The following is a 26499-nucleotide window of genomic DNA, read 5'->3' on the forward strand; positions in this document are numbered from 1 at the left end:
AATTAGGAGAGAATATAAAATGGAATCACGTATTTTAGAGAATACAGATGATAGTTTAAATAATTTAGAATCAATAGCCTTACTAGGTTATGTTGTAACATGCAATAATCAAATTCATGTTTTTCAAGTACAAGAAATTAAAAAATATTTAGCAGAAAAAGAAATCAATGAAAAATTTGAACTGATCAATGATATTTTCAAATCAAAAGAAGAAACAGCAGTCACATTAGAAACAGCATTAGATTATTTTAGTAACGAAAATCAGAAAACTCAAAAAGAATTGTATTTATTAACCGTTATATTGAGTGAAATTGATGGATCTTTTGATAATGAAGAAAGAGAAATACTAAAAAAAATAAGAATAAGATCATGTCTAAGTGATGATATAATTGCTCAGTTAAATGATGAAGGAAAGAAAAAAGCACTAGATATAAGGAATGAGGAAATAGAGAAAACTAAACCTAAGGATGAAGAGATTTCGCTATATAATAAGATGAAAATTATTATTAGAAACTTTTTATTATTCATTAGGGGTAAATTGAAATTTAAGGATATAACTAAAATAGAAAATAGTAGATCTAATAAAGAATATTTTGCAGCCATAGAGAAAAGCATTGCAACAGGAAAAAATGATTTTAAATATGTGCAACCAATTTGTAATTCACTTTATAATAAGGTTAGAGAAGTAGGTGGAAAATTAAATTTAAATATTAATAATTTAAAAGATGATGTTAATATTTCAGAGGAATCAGTAAAGGTTATTGAAGGCTTTTCGGATTTGATGAATAAAACAGTATTGCAGCAGATGGAAGCTTTTGAAAAGGAATTTATAAAGAAAGAACGTACTCTTTCAGATTTTACGATTTCTTTAATCGGTAGAACAAAAGCAGGGAAGACAACTTTGCATAGTATTCTTACTGGCGGTGATAAAGCTGATATAGGTGTAGGAATGCAGCGAACTACCAGATTTAATAAAGTTTTTCAATGGAGAAAATTGAGAATCATAGATACTCCTGGTATAGGAGCAGCTGAAGATGGCGGCAGAATTGATGATGAGATTGCGGAAAGTATATTAAGTGAATCAGATATCATCTGTTTTGTGGTAAGTGATGATAGTATTCAAAAAGATATATTGGAGCTGTTAGAAAAAATTACTCAGCGTAATAAGCCTACAATTATACTTTTGAATCATAAAGAAAATATAAGAAATAATACTAAATATAAGCATTATATTACCAAGCCAAATAAATGGTTTGAGGATAAAGATGGAGTTTCTGGTCATATAAATAGAATTGAAAGCTATATAAAAACAAAGAAATTAAAAAATCTTGTTACTATATGTCCAGTGTTTCTTTTATCAGCTATTATGGCAGAAGAAGAAGAGTATAGCAAAGATAAATTGATTCTTAGACAAGCTTCTAAAATAGATGACTTTTTAAATGTGATGCAGAAAGCTGTAATTAATAAGGGCTGTATTAATCGAAGTCAGACAATTATAGATGATACGATTGGAATATATAGTTCATTATGCGAGGAGATAAAATATTCAAGTGATACATTGAAAAATCTGAAAGATAAGTTGGACAATAAAAGAGAACAGGCCTTAAAAAGAATTGATATAAGCAGAAATAATTTCGTTAATGATTCAGAAAAATACTTAAGAGACCAATATAAGATTTTAAAGAATCAGCTGACAGTACAATTTGCTGAAAAGTATTATGATGCTGATAATTTAAACGATAAGTGGAGCAAGTTTATTAAGGAAATAAGATTTGAAGAGGATTTAACTAGTAAGCTGAATGAATTTTCATTAAAATTTACTGATGATATCCATGAGGTGGTTAAAGAAATTTCCGAAGATATTGAAATATCATTAGAAAGTATTAACATTAATAATTTAACACTAAATTCAGAAGATACTTTTTCGTTTAAAGGGATTACAAGAATTTTAGGAAGTGCAATGTCTGCAATAGGAGCAGTGGCACTGTTTGTTTTAGAAAGCAATCCTATAGGCTGGATATTAACAGGAATTGGTATGGCTATTGGATTTTTCTCAGGATTCTTTAAATCTAAGGAACAAAAGAGGCAAGAAGCGATAAGTAACATAGTTAAAAAATTAAAAGATAATATAGAATCTGGTGAAGATAGCAGTATTAAAAAACAGATAGATAGTATTGAAAGTGAGTGCGAGAAAGTAATCAATAGTATCACAGAATTATTTGAAAATATAATAGGTGGAATTAATGAAATTGAAACTATAGTTAAAGAATTGACTGACATTTTTGATCAAGATATAGAGAAGTTAAATAAGCTATATGCTATTAGATTAATAGAGTATATAAACATGGAAAATAGTGATGAAAATATGATGGATATGGAAGACATAATAAGTGTCAGCAGAAAATATTCACAGTACATGAATATAGTTACTGATAAGAAACTAAATGTTAACTTAAAACTATTGGATAATTTAATACAGGACAATGTAACAATAAATAATATTTCGGAGGTCACAAATGAGTAATGTAATATTTGAAGCAGGTCAGTATTCTAAGCAAATTGATGAATGTATAAGTAAAGTAGGACAGATATATTTAGAAAACAAGTTTATCGAAGAAAATGATTTGCTTTTAGAAGATATAAAAAAGGTAAGTGAAAATGATAGAATTAAAGTGGTTTTTATAGGTCAGTATTCTGCAGGAAAATCTAGTATAATATCTGCTTTAACTAATAATAAAGATATTAAAATTGATGCAGACATAGCTACTTCGGAAGCTGCTGATTATAGCTGGGGAGCAGTAAATTTAACTGATACTCCTGGTTTATATACTGAAAACACAGAACATGATGAAAGAACTAAAGAAGCAATTAAGGTTTCAGATTTAATGGTATATTGTATTACAAGTGATTTATTTAATCAATATACTTTAGATGATTTTAAAAGGTTAGCTTATGACATGAAATTTAAAGATAAGATGTTTTTAGTTATTAATAAGATGTCTAAAGAAGCTGGCGAATATGATGAATTAACTAAAAATTATACTATTACTCTTAATAAATCATTGGATTCCCATAATATTGATGAATTTGAACATTGTTTTATTGATGCCAAGGACTATAGAGAAGGCGTGGAAGACAATGATAAAGAATTAATTGAGTATAGTAAATTTGAAATACTTATTAATAAACTTAATGATTTTATTAAAAGAAAAGGACAGTTAGGAAAGCTAGACACGCCTATAGTTGTTATTAAAAACTCCATAGATAATGTGCTGCTTAAATTAGTTGAGGATGGAAAGAATAAGAATTATCTTATAGTTTTAAATAGAATGTCAAAGAGAGTATCAGCACAGAGACATAAAGCTAAAAATGATGCTTATAGTATCATGAGGGCAGAGCTTAATAGAATTGTGGACAAGGGCTATGAAATATCGCAGAAAATAGGAGTTGAAGAGGTTGATTTTTCAGAAAATGACCTTAATGAATTAATAGAAGATGTTTGCAATAATATTAATGTTCAGTTACAGGAAAGTGTTGAAGAAAACATCAATGAATTAAATGAGCAAGTTAAAGATGTATTAGAAAGTGAGCCAGCACAACATTTTATGAATGATGTAGAAGCTAGCAGCAAAGGCGGATTTAATATATTTAAGAGTAAGGAAAAGAAAAATAGTAAAATTCAGTTTGATGCTTTAAATGATATTGTCAGCAAAATATCAAACGGTACAGTAAAATTAGCTACTAATGGAGCATCAAAAGGTGCGAATGTACTATTTAAATCAACAGATGCTGCTGGTTCAACAGTTCATAAAAGTGTAACTGCTATAGGTAAAAAGCTTGGGGTGAAATTTAAACCTTGGCAGGCAGTAAACATAAGCAAGAATATAGCTAATGTGGCTGAAATGGCAGGACCAGCATTAGCAGTATTTAGTTTTATTTACGATGTTAAGAAAACTATTGATGAGGAAGCTAGATTAAATAAAATAAAAACAGCTCAGTATGAATATAAACAGAGTTTTATCAATATAAGAGATGAGTTAGAAAAACAATATTCTGATGAAGTAAACAATTATCTTAATGTATTTACTGAAACATGCGAAATGATAGATAAGGAAATAAATAATATATCTAATGATAAGAAAAATAAATCAGAGGCGAGTATGGAATTACAGAAACAAAAAGAAATTTTGTCTTCTATCCAAGATAAAATTTATAAGAGATAAATTATTATTACAAAAAGATTTTTGTGATTAATACAGAAAAAATATTTTGATAATTAAAAAAGCATATGTTTATTATTAAAATTTGTACAGATATAATGACTGAATAATATTTTAAAGTGGTGGATTTCAAAGGTCAAGCCTCGCCTCCATCATAAAATCCACGACCATTTGTATGTGGCTTGAATAGCTGCTTACAGGTGGTCGTGTTTTTTATTAATCAATTAAGAAGTAAAGGTCAAATTTAATTTAACGAATATAGAAATAGATATGGTTAATAAATTATTATTCACTACAAGGGGGATAAAATGCTAAATAAGATTAAAAAATTAGTAGTAGAGAACAAGGAAACAATATTAAAAACTGGTATATCAGTATTGAAGTATAGAAATGAGATAACTTCAATTTTAAAAAATGTAGAGTGGGATGACATAACCAAAGGCCAAATTGTTGTCAAAGAGGAAATGCTTAATAATGAAATTAAAAGTATGTTACTTAGTAATTTAGATGCTCAGACTAAAGATAATAAGATTGATATAAAAGATATTAATGTTGAGATTGAAGATGGCCATATTATTTTAAATATAAATGCCAAATATATGTTTTTGGATATTAAAAGGCAATATAAAATTACAATTAATAGTTTTGAGTTTAATAAATATGGTCGTAAGGTTGAATTAGAGTATGAAGAATCGCGTAACCTATTTGATAATACAGGAGGGTTAGCTTTGTTAAGTAAAAATTTATACCTTATTTTTATAACTGTGAGTTTTAAACTATTCTTTGGAATGATAGAGCAAACTCAAATCAATAGAGTATTATCTAATAAAGCAGGTATTTTACACAAGGATAGAAAGATTACAGTATTCTTAGATGAAATACCATATTTCAATGAATTAAAAGAGAAGAAAATAATGGGGAAAAGTATTTTAGATTTTATTAATATAGAACTATCTGAATGTAAAAACCATAAATTGATATTCAAAGTAAAGCTAAATGAATAATGTCTTAATGTTTTCGATTATGTTTATTGTGTAGTATAGAATACAAAATTACAGCTGGGAGAGATTATATTGATAAAAGACTATCTAATTCCTTATAGAATAGTAATTAAATTACTAAAAAGCATGAAATTAGACAGGAGGTAGATGATTTCATGCCAAAACCATATGATCCTAAATTTATTTTAGCTACGTGTAGACTAAATGATGGTGAAAATAAAGGAGAATTCAGTAAAGAAACTCAAAATGATTTGCATAATAAAAGATTTGTATTTGAAGATTTAAGTGGGGGATATGTGAATTATTACGAGGCAAATAAAGATGGAGATAAAGTATTTAATGATATTAAATAAAACAATGATAATATCATTGTTTTATAATAGCTAAATAGTTATTAAAATTTATTATTAGTATTTCAATTAATGTATAAAAATATAACTGGAAAGCAAATTTTCGGTTATATAAACAAACATAATTTATAATTCACACAAAATTTTTGACATTCTCGGTTACAATAATTAATGCCACTTTATTCTTTGGAATATTACATTGTTAATGGAGATATTCTTCCTATAAGATTATCTGTATAGGCTAGTTTTCCATCCACAGTTATTACAACAGCACCCATACCATTAATTCTATTAACTCTATGAATAATTGAAGTAGCATCTAATCCGAACAATTTTGTAGTATATATATCGCAGTCCAGGGATTTATTAGCAATAATAGTTAAAGAAGCTATATTACTTTCTATTGGGTAGCCTGTTTTGCTGTCAAATATATGGTGGTATTTACTTCCATCCTTTTCAAACACTCTCTCATATATTCCTGAGGTTACAACGGATTGATCTTTTATTTTGACAAGTGCCACCGCATTTCCTCTTGGTAGAAACGGATTTTGTATTCCCACATTCCAGTCACCGCTGTTTGATGGTGATTCTCCAAAAACGAGAACATTACCTCCCATATCTACCATAGCTGAAACAGCCCCATTTTCCTTAAAGAATTCCATAACTTTATCTGCAAAATAGCCCTTAGCTATGGCTCCAAGGTCTATTTCAATGCCTTTTTTCAAGAAATACACGGTCTTTTTTTCATCATCTAGTTCTATATTTTCAGGATTTAAAAGTTCCAGTACCTTTATTATAGTTTCTTTCTCTGGTACATGTACCTCCTTAAAACCTATTCTCCATAATTTTATTAATGGCCCTATTGCAATATTTAAATATGTATTTTCACATAAACTATGTTTTATACCTATTTTTATCAGCTCATAAAGTTCCTCATCCACTTTTTGAGGAGCCAAGGAAGCTGTTTTTTTAAGCATTGCGAGCTGTGAGTTATCACTGTTGGCACTAAAGACTTCTTCATAATGAATCAGCATGCTGCATGCCTTTTCTAAAAGTTTTTCAGTAACATCTCCCTTTACATACAGAGAGATTTTTGTTCCCATAAGATATATTATCTTTGTATACTCATTCATTGTGCTCTCCTATATTGTAATTATTTTGCCCATGAATTAGAAATGCATCTATAAGGTCTTTATCAATACCAGTTAGTTTTCTTTCACTATGATATGCCATAAAATAATCTAAACTCAGTTCATCAATTGGAATTTGATATATATTGTATTCAGATGGGCACTCCTTTACATAGATGCTTTCTGGTATAAAGGTCAGTCCTAAATTACTAGCTGCAAGGTTACGTACAGTGTTGATTTGGGTGCTTTCCATTATGATTTTTGGTTCCACCTTATAAACGCTTAATAACTGATCTATCTGCTTTCTTATAGCAGAACCCTTGGAAGTAAGTATCAGCTTTTGAGACAATATATTGGTTATGTCGATAGTTCCTTCTGGAATAATGGCGACGTCTTTCTGATATAGATCACAGCAGCGAGGAATAACAGCACGGTATCCGTGTCTGCCCCAGGTAATGGAGTTTAAGTTCGGAGAAATATTTCTTGAATTTTGTCCAATCCAAAAATCCAATTCACCATTCTGAATGAGTTTCTCATTTTTTTCTGGTAAAGCCTCTGAAAGCTCTATTCTACAGTTTGGATGTATATCCAAAAACTTTGGTAAAAAAAGAGGTAAAAGGTAGGTTCCAAGGCTAGGAAGCACTCCTATCTTTATAACCTTGCTATCTATATCTGACACAGCTGATATTTCCCTAATCAGCTTAGCATAATTATTTTCTATTGAAGTTAAATACTGATAATATATCTTCCCCTGCTCGGTTAATCGATATGGCAGCTTGTTACGACTTATAAGCTCACAGTTTAACTGACTTTCTACTCTTTTAATAACCTGAGTCAAGTGAGGTTGAGAAATATAAAGTGATTTGGCAGCCTTGCCATAATTACTGTACTTTAAAATGGCATCAATATAATACAAAATATCCTGAGAGTAGTATTTTGACATTTAATTCATCCTTTTGTTAAATAATTAACTTATTTATTCTTGTGTTTGATTATAACAAATATGTTATCAAACTTCAATAAATAACTATTAGATATAATATACTTGGCATGTTAAAATTATATCAAACACTTAGTAAAATTATGAAATTTTTAAATACAGAAAGGGGATTACTATGAAATATTTAGCAATTGTAGGCACTAATTCAGACGTGTCAACTAATCGTATGTTGCTTCAATTTATGCAAAAGCATTTTTCGAGTGAGGCAGAGATAGAACTATATGAAATTAAGGAGTTACCTGCTTTTAATGAACCAGAGGATTCTGATGTTCCTGAAAAGGTAGCAGAATTATCTGATAAAATTTTAAAAGCAGATGGAGTAATAATAGCAACTCCAGAGTATGATCATGCAATACCTGCGGTTTTAAAGAGTGCTCTTGAATGGATTAGTTACACTAGTCAAGCACTTACTGATAAGCCAGTTTTAATAGTAGGAGCTTCTCTTGGTACACTTGGTTCATCTCGTGCACAAGCACATCTTAGACAAATACTTGATTCACCTGAGCTTGCGGCTAGAATCATGCCAAGTAGTGAATTCCTCTTAGGAAAATCACAAGGGGCATTCGATAGTTCAGGAAATCTTACATATTCAGATAAGCTAGCAGAGCTTGATGAAATTTTTAGAGAGTTTCTTCTATTTACAGATATTACATCAAAACTTTTAGCAGAAAAAGTTTTAAATAAAAAAGTTAAAAAATTCACTTGGGAAGAGTAGGAGGATTAATATAAATGAAATTTATAGCAATTGTTGGAACTAGTGCAAAAAGATCATATAATCGTAAACTACTTCAGTTTATGAAAAAATACTTTGACTTAAAGGCAGAAATAGAAATACTGGAGATTACAGATGTTCCTATGTTTAATCAATCTGATAATCAGTCTTCAAGTGAAGTTATACAGATGTTCAATGATAAGATTACAGCAAGTGATGGTGTTATTATAGCTACTCCTGAGTATAATCACTCAATTCCATCAAGTCTTAAAAGTTTAATTGAATGGCTAAGCTTTGATCTTCATCCACTTGCTGGAAAACCAGTAATGATCCTTGGTGCTTCTCTTGATTCTCAAGGTTCTTCTCGTGCACAGCTACATCTTCGTCAAATATTAGATGCACCAGGTGTTGATGCAAATGTAATGCCAGGATATGAGTTTTTACTTGGAAGTGCAAATAAAGCATTTGATGAGGAAGGAAATCTAAACAATGAAAGAACAATAGATTTCTTAGAAATATGCTTCCTACGTTTTATGCGTTTTGCAAAGATTTCAAATCAACTAAACGAAGAAGAAGAGTTTACTTTTAAACCAGGAGTATATGAGGTAAGTGCAATTGGTCATAGTGGAAGTCTTCCAATGAAAGTATCCTTCAGTGAGGACAGAATAGAAAGTATAGATATAAATACAGATGGAGAGACAGAAGGACTTGCAGATGTAGTTTTTGTAAGAATTCCAGATAAAATAATTGAAGGACAAACATTAAATGTTGATGCTCTTTCTGGTGCTTCTGAAACTAGTAATGCTGTATTAGATGGTGTAGCCAAAGCAGTTAAGCTTGCTGGAGTTAACCCTGACATACTTAAGAGACGTCCAAAGCCTGCTAGCAGCTTAATCAAAGAAGATGAAGAATATACTTGTGATGTGGTAGTTGTAGGCGGAGGCGGTGCCGGACTAAGTGCAGCTGCAACAGCACTTCAGAATGGTTCAAGTGCTATTGTTCTTGAAAAATACCCAGCAGTAGGTGGGAATACAATACGTTCAGGTGGTCCTATCAATGCTGCAGATCCAGAGTGGCAGATCAAGTTTGAAGAAAATAAAGGAGAAAGACATACAATTGAAGAACTACTAGATACAGATGAGAGCTTAGTTCATCCAGAATACATAGATGATTTCCGTGCACTTAGAAAAGAGTTTTCAGAGTACAAGAAAAAGTTTGAAACACAAAAAGGACATCTATTTGATTCGCCATTACTTCACAGAATGCAAACATATTTTGGTGGTAAAAGAACTGATCTTAATGGTAACACAATATATGGCCAATATGACCTAGTAAAGATACTTACTGACAGAGCTTTAGAAAGTGTTAAATGGCTAGAAGATATAGGGGTTGAGTATGATAAGAGCATAGTATTTGCTCCAGTTGGCGCACTTTGGCGTCGTGGTCATAAGCCTACAAAAAGCCATGGTTCATCATTTATACTTGCACTAACAAAATATGTACAAGATAATTCAGGAAAAATCATTACTGATAGTCCGGTAAAAGAATTTATCATAGAGGATGGTGAAATAAAAGGAGTTATAGCAACTGGTGTCAATGGGCAAAAGATAACTGTTCATGCAAAAGCAGTAGTCCTTGCAAGTGGCGGTTTTGGTGCGAACACAAAGATGCTGAAAGAATACAACACTTACTGGAGTGAAATAGCTGATGATGTAAAAACTACCAATTCATATGCTATGACTGGTGATGGAATATTACTTGGTAAAACTGTAGGTGCAGCACTTACAGGAATGGGCTTTACTCAAATGATGCCTGTAGCTGATCCTGAAACTGGTGAATTATTCAGTGGACTTCAAGTACCTCCTGAAAACTTTGTAATGGTAAACAAAGAAGGAAAAAGATTTATTAATGAATTCTCTGGAAGAGATGTTTTAACAAAAGCTGCTATTGACCAAGGTGGTTTATTCTACCTTATAGCTGATGAGGAAATAAAGAAAACCGCAGCTAATACAAGTCAAGAAAAGCTAGACCGCCAGGTAGAAGCTGGTACTCTATTTAGAGCAGATACCCTAGAAGAGCTAGCAGTAAAAGTTGGTATGGATCCTGCAATTCTTGTAGACACTATTAATAAATATAATTCATATGTTGATGCAGGATTTGATCCTGAATTCCATAAGGATACATTTAGCTTAAAAGTTGAGAAAGCACCGTTTTATGCTACTCCTAGAAAGCCAGCAATCCATCATACAATGGGTGGACTTAAGATAGACACTAAAGCCCATGTATTAGACGAAAATGATAAACCAATTAAAAATCTTTATGCTGCTGGAGAAGTTGCTGGAGGTATCCATGCAGGTAACCGTCTTGGCGGTAATGCATTAACTGATATATTTACCTTCGGAAGGATTGCTGGTAAAACTGCAATTGATGAAATGAAATAGTGAATGTGCCTAATTAAAATAAAAAATTTCAGTTTCCCATTCTGGCCTAAATAGCTGAATGCATAAACTGTCAAGGAGCCATATACAAAGACTAAGAGCCGATGATACGCATAAATAAAAATGCGGTTATAGGCTCTTTCTTTTTGACATTCTCTTTTTTTGCACTTTATATCTTTGTAGGATTTCAAATAAGTTAAACTTTTGTTCCTTTGAAAGCCTGATTATAAATTCACTATTCAATTTTTAATTATTTGCGTATAGAAGTTATACAATAGGATCTGGAATTACATTGTTTTATGTTATGGCATTTTTTCTTAACGTAGGATTAATTATGTTGGGAAACCTTGATTCAAATTTATTAATTATGCCTACAGTCATTACTTTAACCATACTTTGCATAGCATGGCCATAGCTTACTAAAGTGGTTCTTTCAGCTATACCAAAAAAGAGATAAATAATATAACTTTGAATGAAAATATTCAATATAAAATTATAAATGTATACCTATATTTTCAATAGTGGATTTCAAAGGTCACGCTTCGCCTCCACCAAATAAGAACTAGAATTTTAATACAATGCAAAGCCATTAATTTCAGTGGCTTTCAGTGTTTTATGGGACAAACTGTTATAGAAAACTTTAAGTTTTGAACTTAAATTTATAGAGTTTTATGTTGGACATGCACACCCCTAACGTTTTTGGAATTAGGGGTGTGCATTTTTTGTTGGGGTGTGCACTTTTTAGCGCAAATATATATGGGAAGTGACAATATAAAGAAAGAGTTGATGAAATAATAAAAGTTATAAAAAAGCAGGAAGGCTTGCTCACAGAATTTGATGATAATATATTTAATGCGTTGATTGATAGAATTGAGGTTCTTGAGTCAACGCATTTTGTTTTTGTATTGAAAAATGGGATGAGAGTTGAAAAAATGATATAAATAAAAGCTTAAAAAATTAAATAAAAATTTAAAAAATTATTGTACAAATTATTAAAATAGCATATAATAAATATAGATAATATATTATCTCGTGAGTTGGACACGTACTCATTCTAACCGATTTGTTTATGCATATTGCATATGAATGCTTATATCGTCTCGCTAGTGGCTGTATAAGAGTAGAACCCGCAATAAAATACAAATATGTGTTTTATTACTAGTATAAAATTAGAAATGCAATATAAAACACCTTAATATTAGGTGTTTTATTTTTTAGGTGAAAATATGGACAACCTGTTAGAGATAATAGAATCTGATTATGCGAAATTTTATGGGAATGAATACATTTTTTATTTGAAAAATAATATAACTATAAATTTAAAATTTAAAAAAGAAAATTTACCTCATTTAATTGGATTACATAAGTTAAGTGAATGTTATTCTGAAATAAGACAAATGGAAGATAAAAATGATCATACTATTACCCCTAAAAATATATTTGAAATTCTTAGAGCTCATAATATAGATTATGATAATTTAAAAAGCAGTTCAGGATGGACAACTCATTTGCAGAATAGAATGGAAAATTTCACTTATAAAAAACTTGATTCTATACTTAGAAAAGCGACTATGTTTGGGTTTATATATGAAGAAGGTAAAACAAAAAATACAAAAGCAAAATATGTTTTAATAGATAAAATTCAAGAATTATTTTTACAATTTTACATAGGTTACGATGAAAAAACAAAAGAATACTTTCCTAATTCATATGTACCTAATAATGAAAAAGATCCTAATTTAAGTAGAGATACATTGAAAATTATTAGAACTGAGATATATAATGAAACACCTTCAGAAAGAGTTAAAATTGAAACTATTGAGCATGAGAAAATAAGAGAACTTACTCAATTAATAAAAGAAAATTTAACATCGTATAATAATAAAAATAATCAGATGTATAATTTGATTAAAGAAGATAAACCTAATGAAGATATGCTTAAGGAAATTAATAGTTTAATTGCAGAGATCATTAAATCTTATAAAGAGTTAGCTGAATATGTTAATATAGATATTTTCTTGAATAATAAATCAAATGGTAAATTAAAAAGATTTTTGGAATCAGCAAGAATTATTCCAATAAGCTGAGATTAATGTACATATTTATATTGAGGTGATGTATATGTTTTATAAAAACCAATTAGCAGAAGAGGTTACTAAATATTTAAGTATAATACAAGCTTATGTACATATGCAGAATTGTAAGGGATTATTTGATATTAATAAGTATTGTGAAGATGTATTTTGTGGCTTATTAAATATAGTCTGTGATTTAAATTTAATTAACTTAAATAGAATTGATTATAATTTTCCAGCTGTTGATTTAGGCGACTATAATAGACGAATTTGTTTTCAGGTTACATCAACAAATGATATTAGTAAGATTCGATACACTGTAGATAAATTTATAGAAAAAGAGCTAAATAAAGATTTCGATAATTTATTTATATTCATTTTAGGAAATAAGAAAAATTATACAGCGGATATAAATACAGGTGAAAACTTAGTTTTTGATATATCAAAAAATGTTATGGATATTTCTGATTTAGCAATTGCTATTAATGATTTTAAAGATGATAAAATTAATGCTGTTTTAGGATATTTAAAAAGCACTGTAATGTTGAATTTTACTGATGATTATAGAGATAAGGAATTATTTAATTCTTTTAATAATGCAATTAGGAATTGCATTAAGCTTTTGCGTGATTCTGAATATGATTTTGCTTTTACACCTACACCTGAAAATTTGATTAGTGAATTTCAAGCAATAATTAATGAATGGTGCTTTCCAGATAAAAAATTTTCAATGCAAATATTAGAAGACAATAAGAATATTATTATTAATTCTATGAACGAAATAAACAGTTATTTAAAATCGCCAATATATTTTCAGTATCATCCTGTTGATGGATTTATAATGCCTAAAAAAGACCCAGAAAGAAAACTATTTAATGAAATGCAAAATACTACATTTAATCTGAGAAAAATTATAATTGAAGCTCATAATCAAATGTGTGAACTATTAATACAATAATTTAGTGTAAAAAGTATATATAATTTAGTAAAATATCTCTCTTTCACTGCCTCAAGGCACGCTGAGACAGTTGTGAAGCTAGTTAAGAAATAGGCTTATATCAAAGGGTTTCGAGGTTTTTAGAAAATTTCATAATGTGTTTTATATGTTCCCCAAAGTTACTTTGGGGAATTTTTTTGTTTAGGGGGTCTAACTTTTACGCAGAATTAATGGTTTTGAGTATTTGTATGAGTTTTGCGAAATTGTTTATGGAGAATAATATAGTTTAAGTCTCTGTACTGGTGGATATATTTCGATAGATATCTCATGTGGAGACAGTAGTAAAGATGTCACGAAAAGATAAATAAAAGTGCTTGAAGCACTGATAAATAAAGGATTTCCAGAATTAGAAGTAACGCTGCTAGTTTTATGGTGGTATGTTTCTGATTCGGAAATTCTTGTTTTTGTGTTGAAAGGAAACATATCAGTAAGTGGGAAAGTTGTATAGTTTAGTAGGCAGATTAGATGTTGGGAGCCTGAGTAGTTGATTTAGATGTAATAATTTTTGAGTGGCCTAAATTGATAACAGAAAACAATCCCACTAGAAAGAGTTCTGTGGGATTGTTGGGACAGTAGATAGTTTTGTGTAAAAAACAAAACTATCTACTGTTTTTTTACATAATCAGTTGGTAGTTTTAGAATAATATACATAAAGAATAAAGGAGGAATATGTATGTCAAAACCAATTGATGATGACTTTGATTACAAAGCTGAGGTAAAGAAATGTAAGACTATCGATGATGTCATGGGTAAAAATGGTTTAATTCAAAGATTAGTTAAAGATGTGTTAGAAAATATTTTAGAAGGTGAAATGGAAGAACACCTTGGAAGAAATAAATATCAAAGAGCAGAAACTAATGATTCTACAAAAAAGAATTATCGAAATGGATATAGTACCAAAAATCTTAGAAGTTCCTTCGGTGACGTCGATTTAGACGTACCAAGAGATAGGAATGCTGAATTTGAGCCACAAATTATAAAGAAATACGAAACTGTGTGTACAGAATTAGATAAAAAGGTGATTTCTCTTTACGCAAAAGGAATGACCACAAGTGATATTCAAGCAGAAATAGAGGACTTATATGGAATAACAATATCACCTTCTATGGTATCTAGAATTACAGATAAAGTTATGGAAAGTGCTGTTGAGTGGCAAAATAGATCACTAGATAAAGTTTATCCAATAGTGTATTTGGATGCTATGTATTTCAAGGTGCGAAGCAATGGAAAGATTATGAATAAAGCTGTTTATATATGCTTAGGATACAACATGCAAGGATACAAAGAAATTTTAGGAAGTTGGGTAGATGAAGCTGAGGGTGCTAAGTTTTGGTTAAAGATATGCACTGATCTTAAAAATAGAGGCGTACGAGAAATCCTTATAGCATGTATGGACGGATTAAAGGGGTTACCAGAAGCCATTAAAACTGTATTTCCATCAGTTAACATTCAAACATGTATTGTTCACCAAATAAGAAACTCAGTTAAGTATATAGCATCAAAAGATAAGAAAGAATTTATTAAAGATTTAAAATGTGTTTATAAGGCTTCAACTGAGGAACTTGCGCTAGCGCAGCTCGATAATTTAAAGGATAAGTGGGGAGATAAATATGCTATTGTAATAGATTCGTGGTATAACAATTGGAGTCACCTATCAACATTCTTCACTTTCTCTCCTGAAATAAGAAAAATGATATATACAACTAATACGCTTGAAGGATTTAACAGACAAATACGTAAGTATACTAAATCAAGAACTGTATTTCCAACCGATGAATCTTTAAGTAAATGTGTTTATCTAGCTACTATGGAAATTATAGAAAAGTGGACTCAACCAACACCAAATTGGGGTCGTACTTTAGCAGAATTATCAATAGTATTTGAAGAACAATTAAATGATGAATTAGCTTAATAGCTTGTACTTTTTGCTAAACTTTATGTATAATATCTGATTTTTCACTAATACTATAAATGGATATAAAACATATTTTTAGCATTTACTAAAAATAAAAAAATATTACTGGACCATAAAATTTCCAGTAATATTTAAATAACAAATATACTAATAACACAAAATTATCTAGAGTCCCGGATTGTTTTCTATTTATTTAGTATAAGAAGATTCTTCGATTTCTTTTAGTGTCTTACCATCTGCAGATTTCCATTCAATAAGACCATTTGCGTGACCACCTATTACGAAGGCCGCGGCATATGATGGACTACGAAAGAGAACATTCTCTTGCAAGATTCCATTGGCATCTATTTTGGAAGTTTCTCTAGTTTTCTTAATTGCACTTGGTATACTTTCAGAGTCAATAGTTTCAATGTGACTTCCTGCCATAACAACAAACCCTTCATTGGTTTGCTTACAGCTAGCCTCAATGATATGACCACTTTTACGACTTTTACGTTTCATGCATAGAACTAATTCTTTATGTTCATCAGGTTCTATAGTTGCAGTCATTTTCACAACTTCATCAAGTGGTTCAAAGACCTTATGACCAAGAGTACCCATAATAATTTTTGCATAGTCAATAAACTCTTCCAGTTCACTTTCTTTTTCCTCTGTAATATTCCCTGGAGTAGGATCATTACCGTTTTTAACAATATATCGTTTTGCCTCATTAGCAATGTTACAGAAACGATTCTCAAGATAGCTTATTTCTGTTGGTCCAAATGAATTGTTAGAAGTAGTAAAAACTACAGACTCAGTCCAATAGTCTTTGTCTGGATTACGCTTATGTTCGTAAAGGCGGTATAGAATTCCTTCACCATTCTTTCTTGCACCAGCCTGCCCGATATAAACCATGTTGTCACCTGTTTGCTCAGAAGTGCCAAATAGGAAATAGACACCGCTTTGTTTTAAATCGTCACGTTCTTTACATTTATCTAGTTCGGTACGTGGAATCTTATATGCAATTCCTGTCCAGTTAGCAAGTGTACACTTCATACGTCCACTTGCATTTCCATCCATAAGGAAGAGATTAATACTTTTACCTCGTGTTGCCATTCTACACCTCTCTATTCTATAGTGATTTGTCCGTTCATCAGCATTGGTAATAGCCAGTTACGGAGAGAGAGTAATTCTTTATTTTCATTCTTTACTTTAAGCATCTTATTAAACATAGGTGTAATAATGTTTTGAAATTTATTATAAATAAATTTGTTGTAAGCAATATATAAGTTTTCAATAGAAGCAGAAGCATGTAATATATTAGAACCAGTGGCATACTTTTTTATGATTAATTGAATATAATCAGAATTGAAAATAGAAAAAATAACAGCATTATTTAGTTCATTTTCCAAATCATATATTTTTCTGATTCCCGTAGAATACCCACCCGAAAGACCAAAATCTAGCTTACCAACAGTTCCATCAAATGAAACACAAATATCTAAAGGAGATAAGATTTTTCCACAAAGCAATTCTTCATTTGTATAATTTGTGCAATCCGAGTTCAAATCACTAACTCGATAAAAGGGAACATACCCATTATATTGAGTATTTGAATAGTTATCAGCGCCTACTTCTATTCCGCGTTCAAATGCAAAACGTTGGCTAAGAGCCATTGTATTCCAACCATCAGGAATGTTTGTCTTTAATTCTTGGTCCCAAACCATCTTACCACCACTTGACTTGTACGGTTTACCATTCTCATCTGGAAAGTCAAATTGTGTAAACCAAAAATCGTATATCGATTTAGAACTTGCTTTAAGTTTATCAATTATTAACTGGTTTATAGATATTTTCTTATCAAGAGTTCCTAATATGTTTGCAATTTTATTTTGTATAGTTAAATCAGGCAAAAGAATCGTTACAGATTTAAGTATATCAGTATTTAAAGAGGCCATTGTTGAACCAACAGCGGAATCATTGATCTGCTTTTTCACTTGATTAAGCATCAAATAGTAGGATATATATTGAGGATTAATCCCATCATGTAATCTAACACGGATACAATCGGAACCTTGCATCCAGCCATCATGCTGTTTTTTTATCAAACAATGCCTATCAACAGAACCTTTTCTGCCAAAAACAATATCCCCTTCATGGATAAGATGTTCAGATAATCTTTGGCATACTGATTCAGGAACATAATCTAAATTATTTAATATTAAATTACCATAACCGATATTTTTTACATTAATAATTGGAGTACCTACTAGGGAGTATTCACTAGCTTTTAGTTGAGTTTCAAATGGGCCCGTTTTTAGTTGTGCAATATCACCTAATTTACATTTATTCATAGTTAATTCGCTCCATTTGAATTAATATTTCCTTTTCTATGTCTTTGCCCATATCAAATAATTCTCTTAAATCATTCTTGAATTGTAACATTTTTGTATTAAATTCATCTTTTGTTATATCTGCATACTCTACTTTTACATGGTAATATTGACCTGCACTGAATGAGTAATTTTTGTTTTCTAATTCAGTATAAGAAACCAAAGTACTTAAGTTATCTATTTCTTGGCGAGTATTAAAAGTCGTAATAATATCTTCAACTTCAGTGTGGCTTAAAACGGTTTTTTGATTTTTACCATCTTCTTTGATTTTTATTCCAAGCTTTGAAGCATCCATAAGCAATGCTTTGTCATCCGAATTATCACTATCAATAAAAATAATTGAAACATTAGTTCCTGTTGTAGCAAAAATGTTAGATGGCATTGATATAACACCTCTTAGCATATGCTTATCAATCATTTGTTGTCTTATTTTCTTCTCAATTCCAGATTTCGCAGTTAGGAACCCTGTAGGAACAACAATTGCTGCTTTGCCGGAATCTTTGAGAGAGTATAAAATGTGTTGCAAAAACATTAAATATACAGACATAGATTCTTTTTTCTTATTTGGAATGTTTGGAACGCCCGCCCAATGTCGTCAACTTAAAGAAATATATAAAATTAATAAAAAAAACACTTGACAATAATTAGAAAAAATGAAGCCTCGTTATAGATATTAAATTTATAGCGAGGTTTGATTTTATGAAAAATATTAAATTATTATCCCAAATTTTAAAGAAAACAAATAAATTAATTATTTCCAATGAGTTTAAAGAAGCGTATAGCTTAGGTAATTCATTTTCAAGAAAAAGAAAATTATCTTTTTCTAATGCAGTACATTTTATTTGCTCCGCATTACGAAAATCTATGGCTACAGAAATAAGTAATTTCATTGAAGAGCATACATATTTAGATTTTCCTTGTATATCAAAACAAGCATTTTCTAAAGCAAGACAAAATATTTCCCCTGAAGCATTTAAAGAATTATGCAGATTATTTGTTGATTCTTTTTATAGCTCAACAAACAATTTAAAAAAGTGGAATGGATTTAATGTTCTTGCTGTCGATGGAACCTCTTTGCAAGTTCCTGATACAATTGAATGTGGTGAATATTTTGGATTAAGTAAAAATCAAAATAAAGTACAAACTGCTATTGCGTCGGCGTCAGCCTTATATGATGTATTAAATGATATAATAATTGATGCGTCTGTAACTAAATTTAGAACTAGCGAAAGAGAAATGGCCAAACAACATATAAATACACTTAATAATGAAAAATTACTCAATAATAGCATTGTAATTTTTGATAGGGGCTATCCTTCTTATGATATGTTTGATTATTTAAACGATAGAAATTTATTTTTCTTAATGAGAATATCATCTTCATTTAAGATAATACAATCTATTTCTTCTGAAGATTGTATTTTTGAATATAAATCAAAAGGAGAATTGAAAAAAGTAAGAGTTATAAAAATAAAACTTTCTGCTGACACCACAGAAATATTAGTAACTAATATATTTGATGAAATTATTACTCCTAATCAATTTAAAGAATTGTATTTTCTTAGATGGGGAGTTGAATGCAAATATAAAGAACTTAAAAGTAGTATTGAAATAGAAGAATTTTCTGGAACTAAGCCAATTGCAATTGAACAAGATTTTTATGCATCTATTTATATATCTATGGTTGCAGCACTTATAAAGAAAGATGCCGACGCTGCAATAGCAAATAAAAATAAAGATAAAAATTTAAAATCAGAATATCAAGCAAATAGAAATTTTATATTATGTGACGTTTTGAAGAAGATAATAGTTATGATGGTAAAGCCTATTTCAGGAAAAAGAATATTAGAACATATATTAGAAAAAGCTAAAAAAATACGCTCACAAATACGTCCAAACCGTAATTGTGAGCGAAAAAACAAGCACCCAAGGAAAAAGCATCATTCTCAAAGGAAATCTTGCATATAAGTTTGTAAAAACTAAATATTTCCAAAATTCTACTTTTGCCAGTAGGTTTATTAATTATACCATTTTTTAAGAAATATAGCATACGCTATTCGAAATTTGTAGTAATTTTTTCATTACTATTTTACTAAGTTGACGACATTGAACGCCCGCCCAGAACCTTTCTTTGAAGTTATCACCTGCTAAAGTATCGCGGTTGTCGCTAAAATCTACATTAAAAGGTGGATTTGAAACAATATAATCAAATTTCATCAAATCATTTTTTTGTCTATTCAAGTGCTGTGGCGCAAGTAGAGTATCTCCATGAACCACATTTCCAAGTGAGTGTACAAGATTATTCAAAATTAGATTCAAACGAAGAAATTCACTTGATTTCTGAGAAATATCCTGTGTAAATATGGTACAGTTTTCCTCACCAATTTCGTGTGCAAGAGCAAGGACAAGTGTACCAGATCCAGCTGCTGGATCATAAACTGTAACATTTTGGGCCCCTTCAGGCACCATAATACGCGCAATGATACTAGCAATAGAATGAGGTGTATAATATTCTGCATATTTACCGAAGTCTTTGTTATAATCTTTAATTAGATATTCAAATACTGCTGCGAAGAAATCGTATTTCTGTTTAAACGCTTCTTCAAAGCTAAATGCTACGAGCTTATCAATAATGGCACGACAAAAATCTGATTTTTTATTTGACTCAATAATAAATTGAGAGAGTGCACCAAATAGGCGAATTTTATCATCACTACTTGTTTTTACAGAAAAAATATTAATATTGAAGTTTGCAATATCAATAAGAGTATTATCAAATAGTTCATTAAATTTTTCTGTATTTTTGTTGTTGAATAGATAAGAGATAAAATGTTCTCTTTTTAATAAAGCAGTGGAAGCAGGAAGCTCATCCATTAAGTCATCGTATTCTTCATCAGACAGTGTATTTAGATCCGCTTCAAGGTTAGTGCTGTTCTTTAGTGTTGCGCTTGCTTTTCTAATTTCATATAAAAATTTATCATTTAAAAACTTATATAGGAAAACCTCAGTGATGATCTTATATTCGCTGCTTGCATTGCCAAGTCCAAAGTTGGCACACACTGTTTTTAGATCATCAATCATTAATTTTGTATTGGACATTATTTCATTTGTATTCATTATGAAGCCCAGTTCCTCTCTGTAATATATTCTTGTGAGATACATGTGTCAATGAAATCTAGTTGTGGTCTTGTAAGCGCCACGTTTTGTTTTCTACACGCATTTTTGATATATGGTCGTAATTCTTTGAAAAAATATGGTTCGTTGTCTAAAATATTTTCATTGTGTGCTATTTTATTATCTGTTAATTCTTTGATTTCCATTAAAATTTTAAAAGTAGTAATAGTATCTGCAATTGGAGGGGGACTTCCCATTATGCGCTTATGAGTACGCATAAATTTTACGTCTCCATCATATTTTGCAGCTAACATCTGATCTGCATGATTTTTACGTTCTGCACGTTTACGTAAGTCATCTAGTTCAGCCATAAGGTCTTTCATTTCATCTGAAGTTAATTCTTCAATATTTTTCTTTTTGAAAACACGTTTCAGTTCATCTAAAAGAGCAATATACTCAGGGTCTTTTGGGTCTAAGCAGCGCTCAACAATCTCCTGACGCGTTTTTTCTAAAGAACTCCTGAATGCATCCGCAATGATAAGTTCCTCTTCTTTGATTTTACGAAATTGGAACACTATTTGATCTAGAGCGATATTTAAAACAGAGGCCATATCATCGGAGCTATCCATATTTTGTTTGAAGTTAAGTATATTAATTCGATTATTAATCTCGTTAAGCATTTTAATTGCATTATCAATGTCAAAGTGCATATACAAATCATCAAATCCAAACAGGCGGATGAGATTATGCAGAGTCTTATAATTCTCTAAAGCCTTTTTTAAATCTAAGAGTTGCTTCTTATCATCGATACCATTTATTTGATTGATAAATTCAACAACGTTATCTGTGTTATAAAGGAATAATTGATTTTTTACTTCATTTAGGTCTTGTTCAATTTCTTCTTTGCTTTTGAAGATATCGCTATAATTTTCTACTTCATTTCCTAATTCTGATTGTAACTCATCAAAGTAGGCTTTGTTGGTTTTATCAAATTCATCTTTAATATTAGCAAAGTCCACAACAAAACCATAGTGGTAATCCTTGTATGGGCGATTAACGCGGGTTAATGTCTGTAGTAGATTATGTGCTTTAATCATACGAGCTAAATACTGCTTTTTTAGTCTTGGTGCATCAAAGCCTGTAAGTAACATATTGTAAACCACAAGGATATCGATTTTACCTTTTTTGAAATCTTCCTGTATATCCTTACGGTCTTGCTTAGTTCCTTCATCATGAAGAACTAGAGCATGAGAGTAGGTGCTATATCGTTGTAATTGAGCAGATACTTCTCGTGCCTGTGGAGCAGAATCACACACAATCATTGCTCCGATAGAAGAATCAAGAGCAGTGCGTCCTTTTGTAAAATCAAGAACAATATAGTCAACCATATCTGATACAAACTTTGGGTGAGCATAGAGATCTTTCTTTTCAATAGAACCTTGCTCAACTTCAAGTTGCTCTAATGTGGCCTTTATTTGTGCACGATAAGTTGTCTCAATTTCTTCACGAATTAGCTTTAATGTATAACCGTCTGCTATGGATTGATTGTAATAATATTTGTGGATATAGTTACCAAACACATCCTTAGTATTATAATCCTTGCCTATGAGGGGGGTACCAGTTAAAGCAATCAAAACTGCATTGCGATCTGAAGCCATCAGATTAGCAAGGAATGATCCTTTCGGATTATAACTACGGTGAGCTTCGTCCATAAAGTAAACGCGCTGAACACTAACATTATAGTCCGTTTGTTTTGTTACCGATTCATCAGAAAATTTTTGTATATTAACTACTGTTATTGTTACTTTGCCATTTTTGCCAGATTCACCAACGGAACTAATGTTTGAGGTGAAATCTTCTTTTGAATTAACAAAATCCACATGAAGTCCACGTGCTTCAAACTCTGCCTTAGCCTGCGTAGCAAGATCAAGACGATCTACAATAAAATAGAACTTGGCAATTTTACCTTGGCTTTGATAGTAGTCTTTTAAATAATTCACGTTAGAGTAGGCAAGAGCGGTTTTACCGCTACCTTGTGTATGCCAGATAACTCCTTTTCGAATTCCTTCATCTAGTTTATCACGAATGGCATATGTGGCAAAAATCTGAGGGTATCGCATAATATGTTTTTCAATATGAGTTATACCATTTTTATCGGTAGTCTTCTTATAGCAAATGCCATACTTTAAAATGAATAGCACACGTTCTTTACTATAAAGAGAAGTCACGATACGATTGGTAGGGGAATCAGAGTTAATAGAAGATTGATATTCAGGACTCCCTTTTATAGCGATTAAATTATTATCTTTTAGAATTAAGTGTTCAGTTGCATCGTCAATTGGTAATATGTTTTTATTTATTTCTTCGGCACGTTGTTCTCGAAACTTACTAAAAAACATTTTTCCATAATTACTGGAAGCATAGAATGCACCTTGAATAGGTTCAATAGTAGTATCGTCATATTTATGATTGTTAGAGAAAACAGTAAATTGAGTTATATTAACATAGCGCTTATAAATTGGACTAGAAAAGCGTTTAGTCATTCTTTCACGTTCTACTAAAATGCCTTCTCGGTTATTTTGCCTCTTAACTTCAACAAATGATAGAGGCATACCATTAATCAGAACAACTATATCTGGACGGAAATTATTATCGCCATTTTCGTACGGTAGTTCGGTTACAACGGTATAGTTGTTTTTGTTTTCATAGTTATTAAAGTCAATTAGTTTAAGACCGTTGTAGCCTTCATGTAATATAGTGAAGAAGGCTCTACCAAGATCATCATTTTCAAGTTTAATTTTAATGTCAGAAATAAGTTTTTTTACATCATCTACAGATAGTTCAGTATTGTTAATTTTATTAATGGCACTACGAAATAAGTCAAAGAAGATATTAGTGTCTTCATCATAGTCAATGCCACGTTTTTTATTTTTTAATGACATATATGAGTATCCAAGCCTTGTAAAATGTACAAGTGCTGGAATTTTAACTCTTGAATCTTCTGGTCTTCCCATGTTAACACCCCCTGTATTTCTTAAAATGATCATCTTATTTTTAACTTTTATCCTTTAATAAATATCTATTATGCATTTTCTCAAGCAATTTCAATAATATTTGAGATATCACAATTAAGTGCTTTGCAAATTCGAAGTAGTATGTCTGTAGTGATATTATCATCTTTACCTAACTTTGCAATTGAAACAGAACTTATTCCACTTGCATTTTTTAAATCTTGTTTATTCATATTTTTATCTATCAACATTACCCATGGTTTGTTATAACTAATACACATTTCTGATATCTCCTTGTCTAACCGACAATTGCATATAATTAAGCATTTTCTTTACCAACAATTCCAATAAGAAAACCGTATCGACTTTCTTTATACTTGCTTACATAATTATTATGAGTAAACTCGATGACTTTAGCTCCGGCTGCTTCATAATCTATATCAGGGAGATCTTTTGAATTTTCTACAATAATGGTTTGACCTTCCGATTGATGCTTAATGAAATATTGGAGCAATCCTTTTTTCATGCTTTCTGGATTTTGATCATCTATTCCTTGATCCAAGCCAAGAAGTGGAGAGTCTACTATGAATAATCCAGGGTTATATATAGCATTATTAATATAATAGTGTCTGAATACCAAACCAAGGACGGTATTTATGAAAGCACGGTATCCCTTACCATGGCTTTCTGATTTACGTTCTCCATTAACTTCTAAATCAAATCTCCCTAAATTGAAATGTACAGTATTAAGACCTTGATACTGGCATTCCTCCAAAATGTTATACGCATAGTCATTAATCTTGGTATTGAAGTCTTTAGGAAAGTGGTCTTTCGGTCTAAAGACTATTTTTTCTTTTGGTGTTTCAAGCTCTTCTATAAGAGTAGCTTGCAAGTCTTGAGAAACTGTATGTAAAATTTCAATTTTATTTTGCAATTGTATATAAGTGCGATATTTTGCTATTGCAGCTTTAAGTTCATTTGCATGAGGAGTTAATTCTGCTTCAATTAACAGTTCAATTTCAGAACGGCTATTTTTAAGTTTTTCTAATTTGCCGCGAACTTCATTCAGCTCTGAAGTAATGTCAGACTCACTTTCGTTCAACCCTTGTAATTGGGAAATGATTCTTGCTAATTCTGAACGAGATGCTTCAATGTAAGATTTCCTGCTTTTTGGAGTGATAGCACTATCACAAAATGGACATTTATCATTATTTGAAGGAACATCTTTCATCAAAGATTCTCCTTCAGTAATAAAGGTCAAGCGTTGAATATCAGAAATATATTGGGATTTAAGTGACTGGTAGCGGGAGTAAATCATCTGGCACTCAGCCTCTTTTTCTTTATATTCCAATAATGTGCTAAGTAAATCTTTGCTTTCTTCAGTAGCAGCATTGATAGCAGCTTCTGCATCAGAAAGTTTATCTACAAGACACTGAATTTTACATTCTATATCAACACTATTAAATGCTTTGAGTTCTTCTTGAAGTGCATTACGTTTTTTGGATACTATAGAAACGTGTTTATTTACAAATGTTTCTACAGCATTTTTTCGTGCTACTGAAATTGCTGCAGTTTCTTGAACGTCCATATCTGCAAAATCTTGTCCTGTAAATAAAAAGACAAGTGCTGATAAAAATAAAGGTGCAGCAGTGTTTTGTGATGGAAGCATTATTGATTCAGATGTACCTATATCATCTTCATTTAAATAAAAAGAACGAAGGAAAGTAGTCCATTTTAAATGTCTTCTTACAAAATCCTTATTTTTGATAATCATTGGTACACGATTTATACCAATGATTTTTAACCAAACAGAGTTGACAACGGGACGTTTATTGCCTTCTTTATCGTTATATTCGATGTCATATTCACCGCTATTAATGAAATCGACTTCGGATATGACATTTACTGTGTTTTTACCTAGTTTACGCTTAAAAGTAATATAACCGTTTAATGTAGCTACTTTCATAGTGATGTTATCAAATCCTGTTTCTTTAGGAAATGGCTTATCCCCACCAAAAATAAATTTAATTGACTTTAAAATTGCTGTTTTCCCGGTGTCTGAAGCACCACAGATAATATTTAATCCAGGTTTTAAGGTAACGACAGACGGGGTTCTGTTTGTACCAGTAGCAATAATTCGTTCTATATAAAATGATGCCATGTG

20 protein-coding genes are annotated in these 26499 nt (G+C 30.7%); 11 read left to right on the plus strand and 9 right to left on the minus strand.

The window, feature by feature from the left end:
- Nucleotides 1-19: 19 nt before the first annotated feature.
- The 4 genes from CLSA_RS04345 (at nucleotide 20) to CLSA_RS04360 (ending at nucleotide 5574) form a co-directional block, all read left to right on the plus strand.
- Entirely contained in the window at nucleotides 20-2524 is a 2505-nt protein-coding gene (locus tag CLSA_RS04345; protein WP_022744189.1) for a GTPase, read from the plus strand.
- Entirely contained in the window at nucleotides 2517-4223 is a 1707-nt protein-coding gene (locus CLSA_RS04350; protein ID WP_022744190.1) for a GTPase, read from the plus strand. Before CLSA_RS04345 ends, CLSA_RS04350 begins: the two co-directional genes overlap by 8 nt.
- Nucleotides 4224-4528: 305 nt before the next feature.
- Nucleotides 4529-5224, plus strand: a complete 696-nt coding sequence (locus CLSA_RS04355; protein WP_022744191.1) for a hypothetical protein — start codon at nucleotides 4529-4531, stop codon at nucleotides 5222-5224.
- A gap of 152 nt (nucleotides 5225-5376) precedes the next feature.
- On the plus strand, nucleotides 5377-5574 hold the full coding sequence (locus CLSA_RS04360) for a hypothetical protein (RefSeq protein WP_022744192.1): 198 nt from the start codon (nucleotides 5377-5379) through the stop codon (nucleotides 5572-5574).
- A gap of 191 nt (nucleotides 5575-5765) precedes the next feature.
- Here the strand turns inward: CLSA_RS04360 and CLSA_RS04365 are convergent, their stop codons facing one another.
- Together CLSA_RS04365 and CLSA_RS04370 are read right to left on the minus strand one after the other, a co-directional pair.
- Nucleotides 5766-6704, minus strand: a complete 939-nt coding sequence (locus CLSA_RS04365; protein WP_022744193.1) for an FAD:protein FMN transferase — start codon at nucleotides 6702-6704, stop codon at nucleotides 5766-5768.
- Entirely contained in the window at nucleotides 6697-7644 is a 948-nt protein-coding gene (locus CLSA_RS04370; RefSeq protein ID WP_022744194.1) for a LysR family transcriptional regulator, read from the minus strand. The genes CLSA_RS04365 and CLSA_RS04370 overlap by 8 nt, the downstream gene beginning before the upstream one ends.
- A 172-nt stretch (nucleotides 7645-7816) precedes the next feature.
- On the opposite strand from CLSA_RS04370, the gene CLSA_RS04375 reads away from it, so the two are divergent.
- The 6 genes from CLSA_RS04375 to CLSA_RS04395 all read left to right on the plus strand — a co-directional run bounded on the left by CLSA_RS04375 (nucleotide 7817) and on the right by CLSA_RS04395 (nucleotide 15835).
- A complete protein-coding gene (locus CLSA_RS04375) occupies nucleotides 7817-8416 on the plus strand; it encodes an NADPH-dependent FMN reductase (protein WP_022744195.1) in 600 nt (199 codons plus the stop codon).
- 14 nt (nucleotides 8417-8430) lie between these two features.
- Complete coding sequence (locus CLSA_RS04380; RefSeq protein ID WP_022744196.1) at nucleotides 8431-10854, plus strand: flavocytochrome c; 2424 nt, start codon at nucleotides 8431-8433, stop codon at nucleotides 10852-10854.
- A gap of 1223 nt (nucleotides 10855-12077) precedes the next feature.
- Nucleotides 12078-12938, plus strand: coding sequence for a PBECR4 domain-containing protein (locus CLSA_RS04385; RefSeq protein WP_022744197.1), 861 nt, complete (start codon nucleotides 12078-12080; stop codon nucleotides 12936-12938).
- 34 nt (nucleotides 12939-12972) lie between these two features.
- Nucleotides 12973-13884 (plus strand): SMEK domain-containing protein, encoded by a 912-nt coding sequence (locus CLSA_RS04390; protein WP_022744198.1) that lies wholly within the window; start codon nucleotides 12973-12975, stop codon nucleotides 13882-13884.
- Nucleotides 13885-14233: 349 nt separating this feature from the next.
- A complete protein-coding gene (locus CLSA_RS23045) occupies nucleotides 14234-14371 on the plus strand; it encodes a hypothetical protein (RefSeq protein ID WP_022744199.1) in 138 nt (45 codons plus the stop codon).
- A gap of 225 nt (nucleotides 14372-14596) precedes the next feature.
- Complete coding sequence (locus tag CLSA_RS04395; protein ID WP_022743471.1) at nucleotides 14597-15835, plus strand: IS256 family transposase; 1239 nt, start codon at nucleotides 14597-14599, stop codon at nucleotides 15833-15835.
- 192 nt (nucleotides 15836-16027) lie between these two features.
- Here CLSA_RS04395 and CLSA_RS04400 read toward each other — a convergent pair whose 3' ends face one another.
- The 3 genes from CLSA_RS04400 to CLSA_RS04410 are packed head-to-tail and all read right to left on the minus strand — an operon-like array spanning nucleotide 16028 to nucleotide 18757.
- Complete coding sequence (locus tag CLSA_RS04400) at nucleotides 16028-16933, minus strand: GIY-YIG nuclease family protein (protein WP_022744200.1); 906 nt, start codon at nucleotides 16931-16933, stop codon at nucleotides 16028-16030.
- 11 nt (nucleotides 16934-16944) lie between these two features.
- Nucleotides 16945-18171, minus strand: coding sequence for a restriction endonuclease subunit S (locus CLSA_RS04405; RefSeq protein ID WP_022744201.1), 1227 nt, complete (start codon nucleotides 18169-18171; stop codon nucleotides 16945-16947).
- Entirely contained in the window at nucleotides 18164-18757 is a 594-nt protein-coding gene (locus tag CLSA_RS04410) for an N-6 DNA methylase (RefSeq protein WP_022744202.1), read from the minus strand. Before CLSA_RS04410 ends, CLSA_RS04405 begins: the two co-directional genes overlap by 8 nt.
- A 152-nt stretch (nucleotides 18758-18909) precedes the next feature.
- On the opposite strand from CLSA_RS04410, the gene CLSA_RS04415 reads away from it, so the two are divergent.
- A complete protein-coding gene (locus CLSA_RS04415; RefSeq protein ID WP_022744203.1) occupies nucleotides 18910-20178 on the plus strand; it encodes an IS4 family transposase in 1269 nt (422 codons plus the stop codon).
- A 66-nt stretch (nucleotides 20179-20244) separates the two neighbouring features.
- Here the strand turns inward: CLSA_RS04415 and CLSA_RS04420 are convergent, their stop codons facing one another.
- The 4 genes from CLSA_RS04420 to CLSA_RS04435 form a co-directional block, all read right to left on the minus strand.
- Nucleotides 20245-21327 carry an HsdM family class I SAM-dependent methyltransferase gene (locus tag CLSA_RS04420; protein ID WP_236903297.1) on the minus strand — a complete coding sequence of 361 codons (1083 nt, stop codon included), beginning with the start codon at nucleotides 21325-21327 and terminating at the stop codon, nucleotides 20245-20247.
- Entirely contained in the window at nucleotides 21327-24338 is a 3012-nt protein-coding gene (locus tag CLSA_RS04425) for a type I restriction endonuclease subunit R (protein ID WP_022744205.1), read from the minus strand. The genes CLSA_RS04420 and CLSA_RS04425 overlap by 1 nt, the downstream gene beginning before the upstream one ends.
- Before the next feature lie 80 nt (nucleotides 24339-24418).
- The gene (locus CLSA_RS04430; protein ID WP_022744206.1) at nucleotides 24419-24616 is read right to left on the minus strand and encodes a helix-turn-helix domain-containing protein; all 198 of its coding nucleotides are present in this window, start codon (nucleotides 24614-24616) and stop codon (nucleotides 24419-24421) included.
- Nucleotides 24617-24654: 38 nt separating this feature from the next.
- On the minus strand, nucleotides 24655-26496 hold the full coding sequence (locus CLSA_RS04435) for an ATP-binding protein (RefSeq protein WP_022744207.1): 1842 nt from the start codon (nucleotides 26494-26496) through the stop codon (nucleotides 24655-24657).
- Nucleotides 26497-26499: the final 3 nt, after the last annotated feature.

It is taken from the genome of Clostridium saccharobutylicum DSM 13864 (genome assembly GCF_000473995.1).
GTDB classification, from domain to species: Bacteria; Bacillota; Clostridia; order Clostridiales; family Clostridiaceae; genus Clostridium; species Clostridium saccharobutylicum.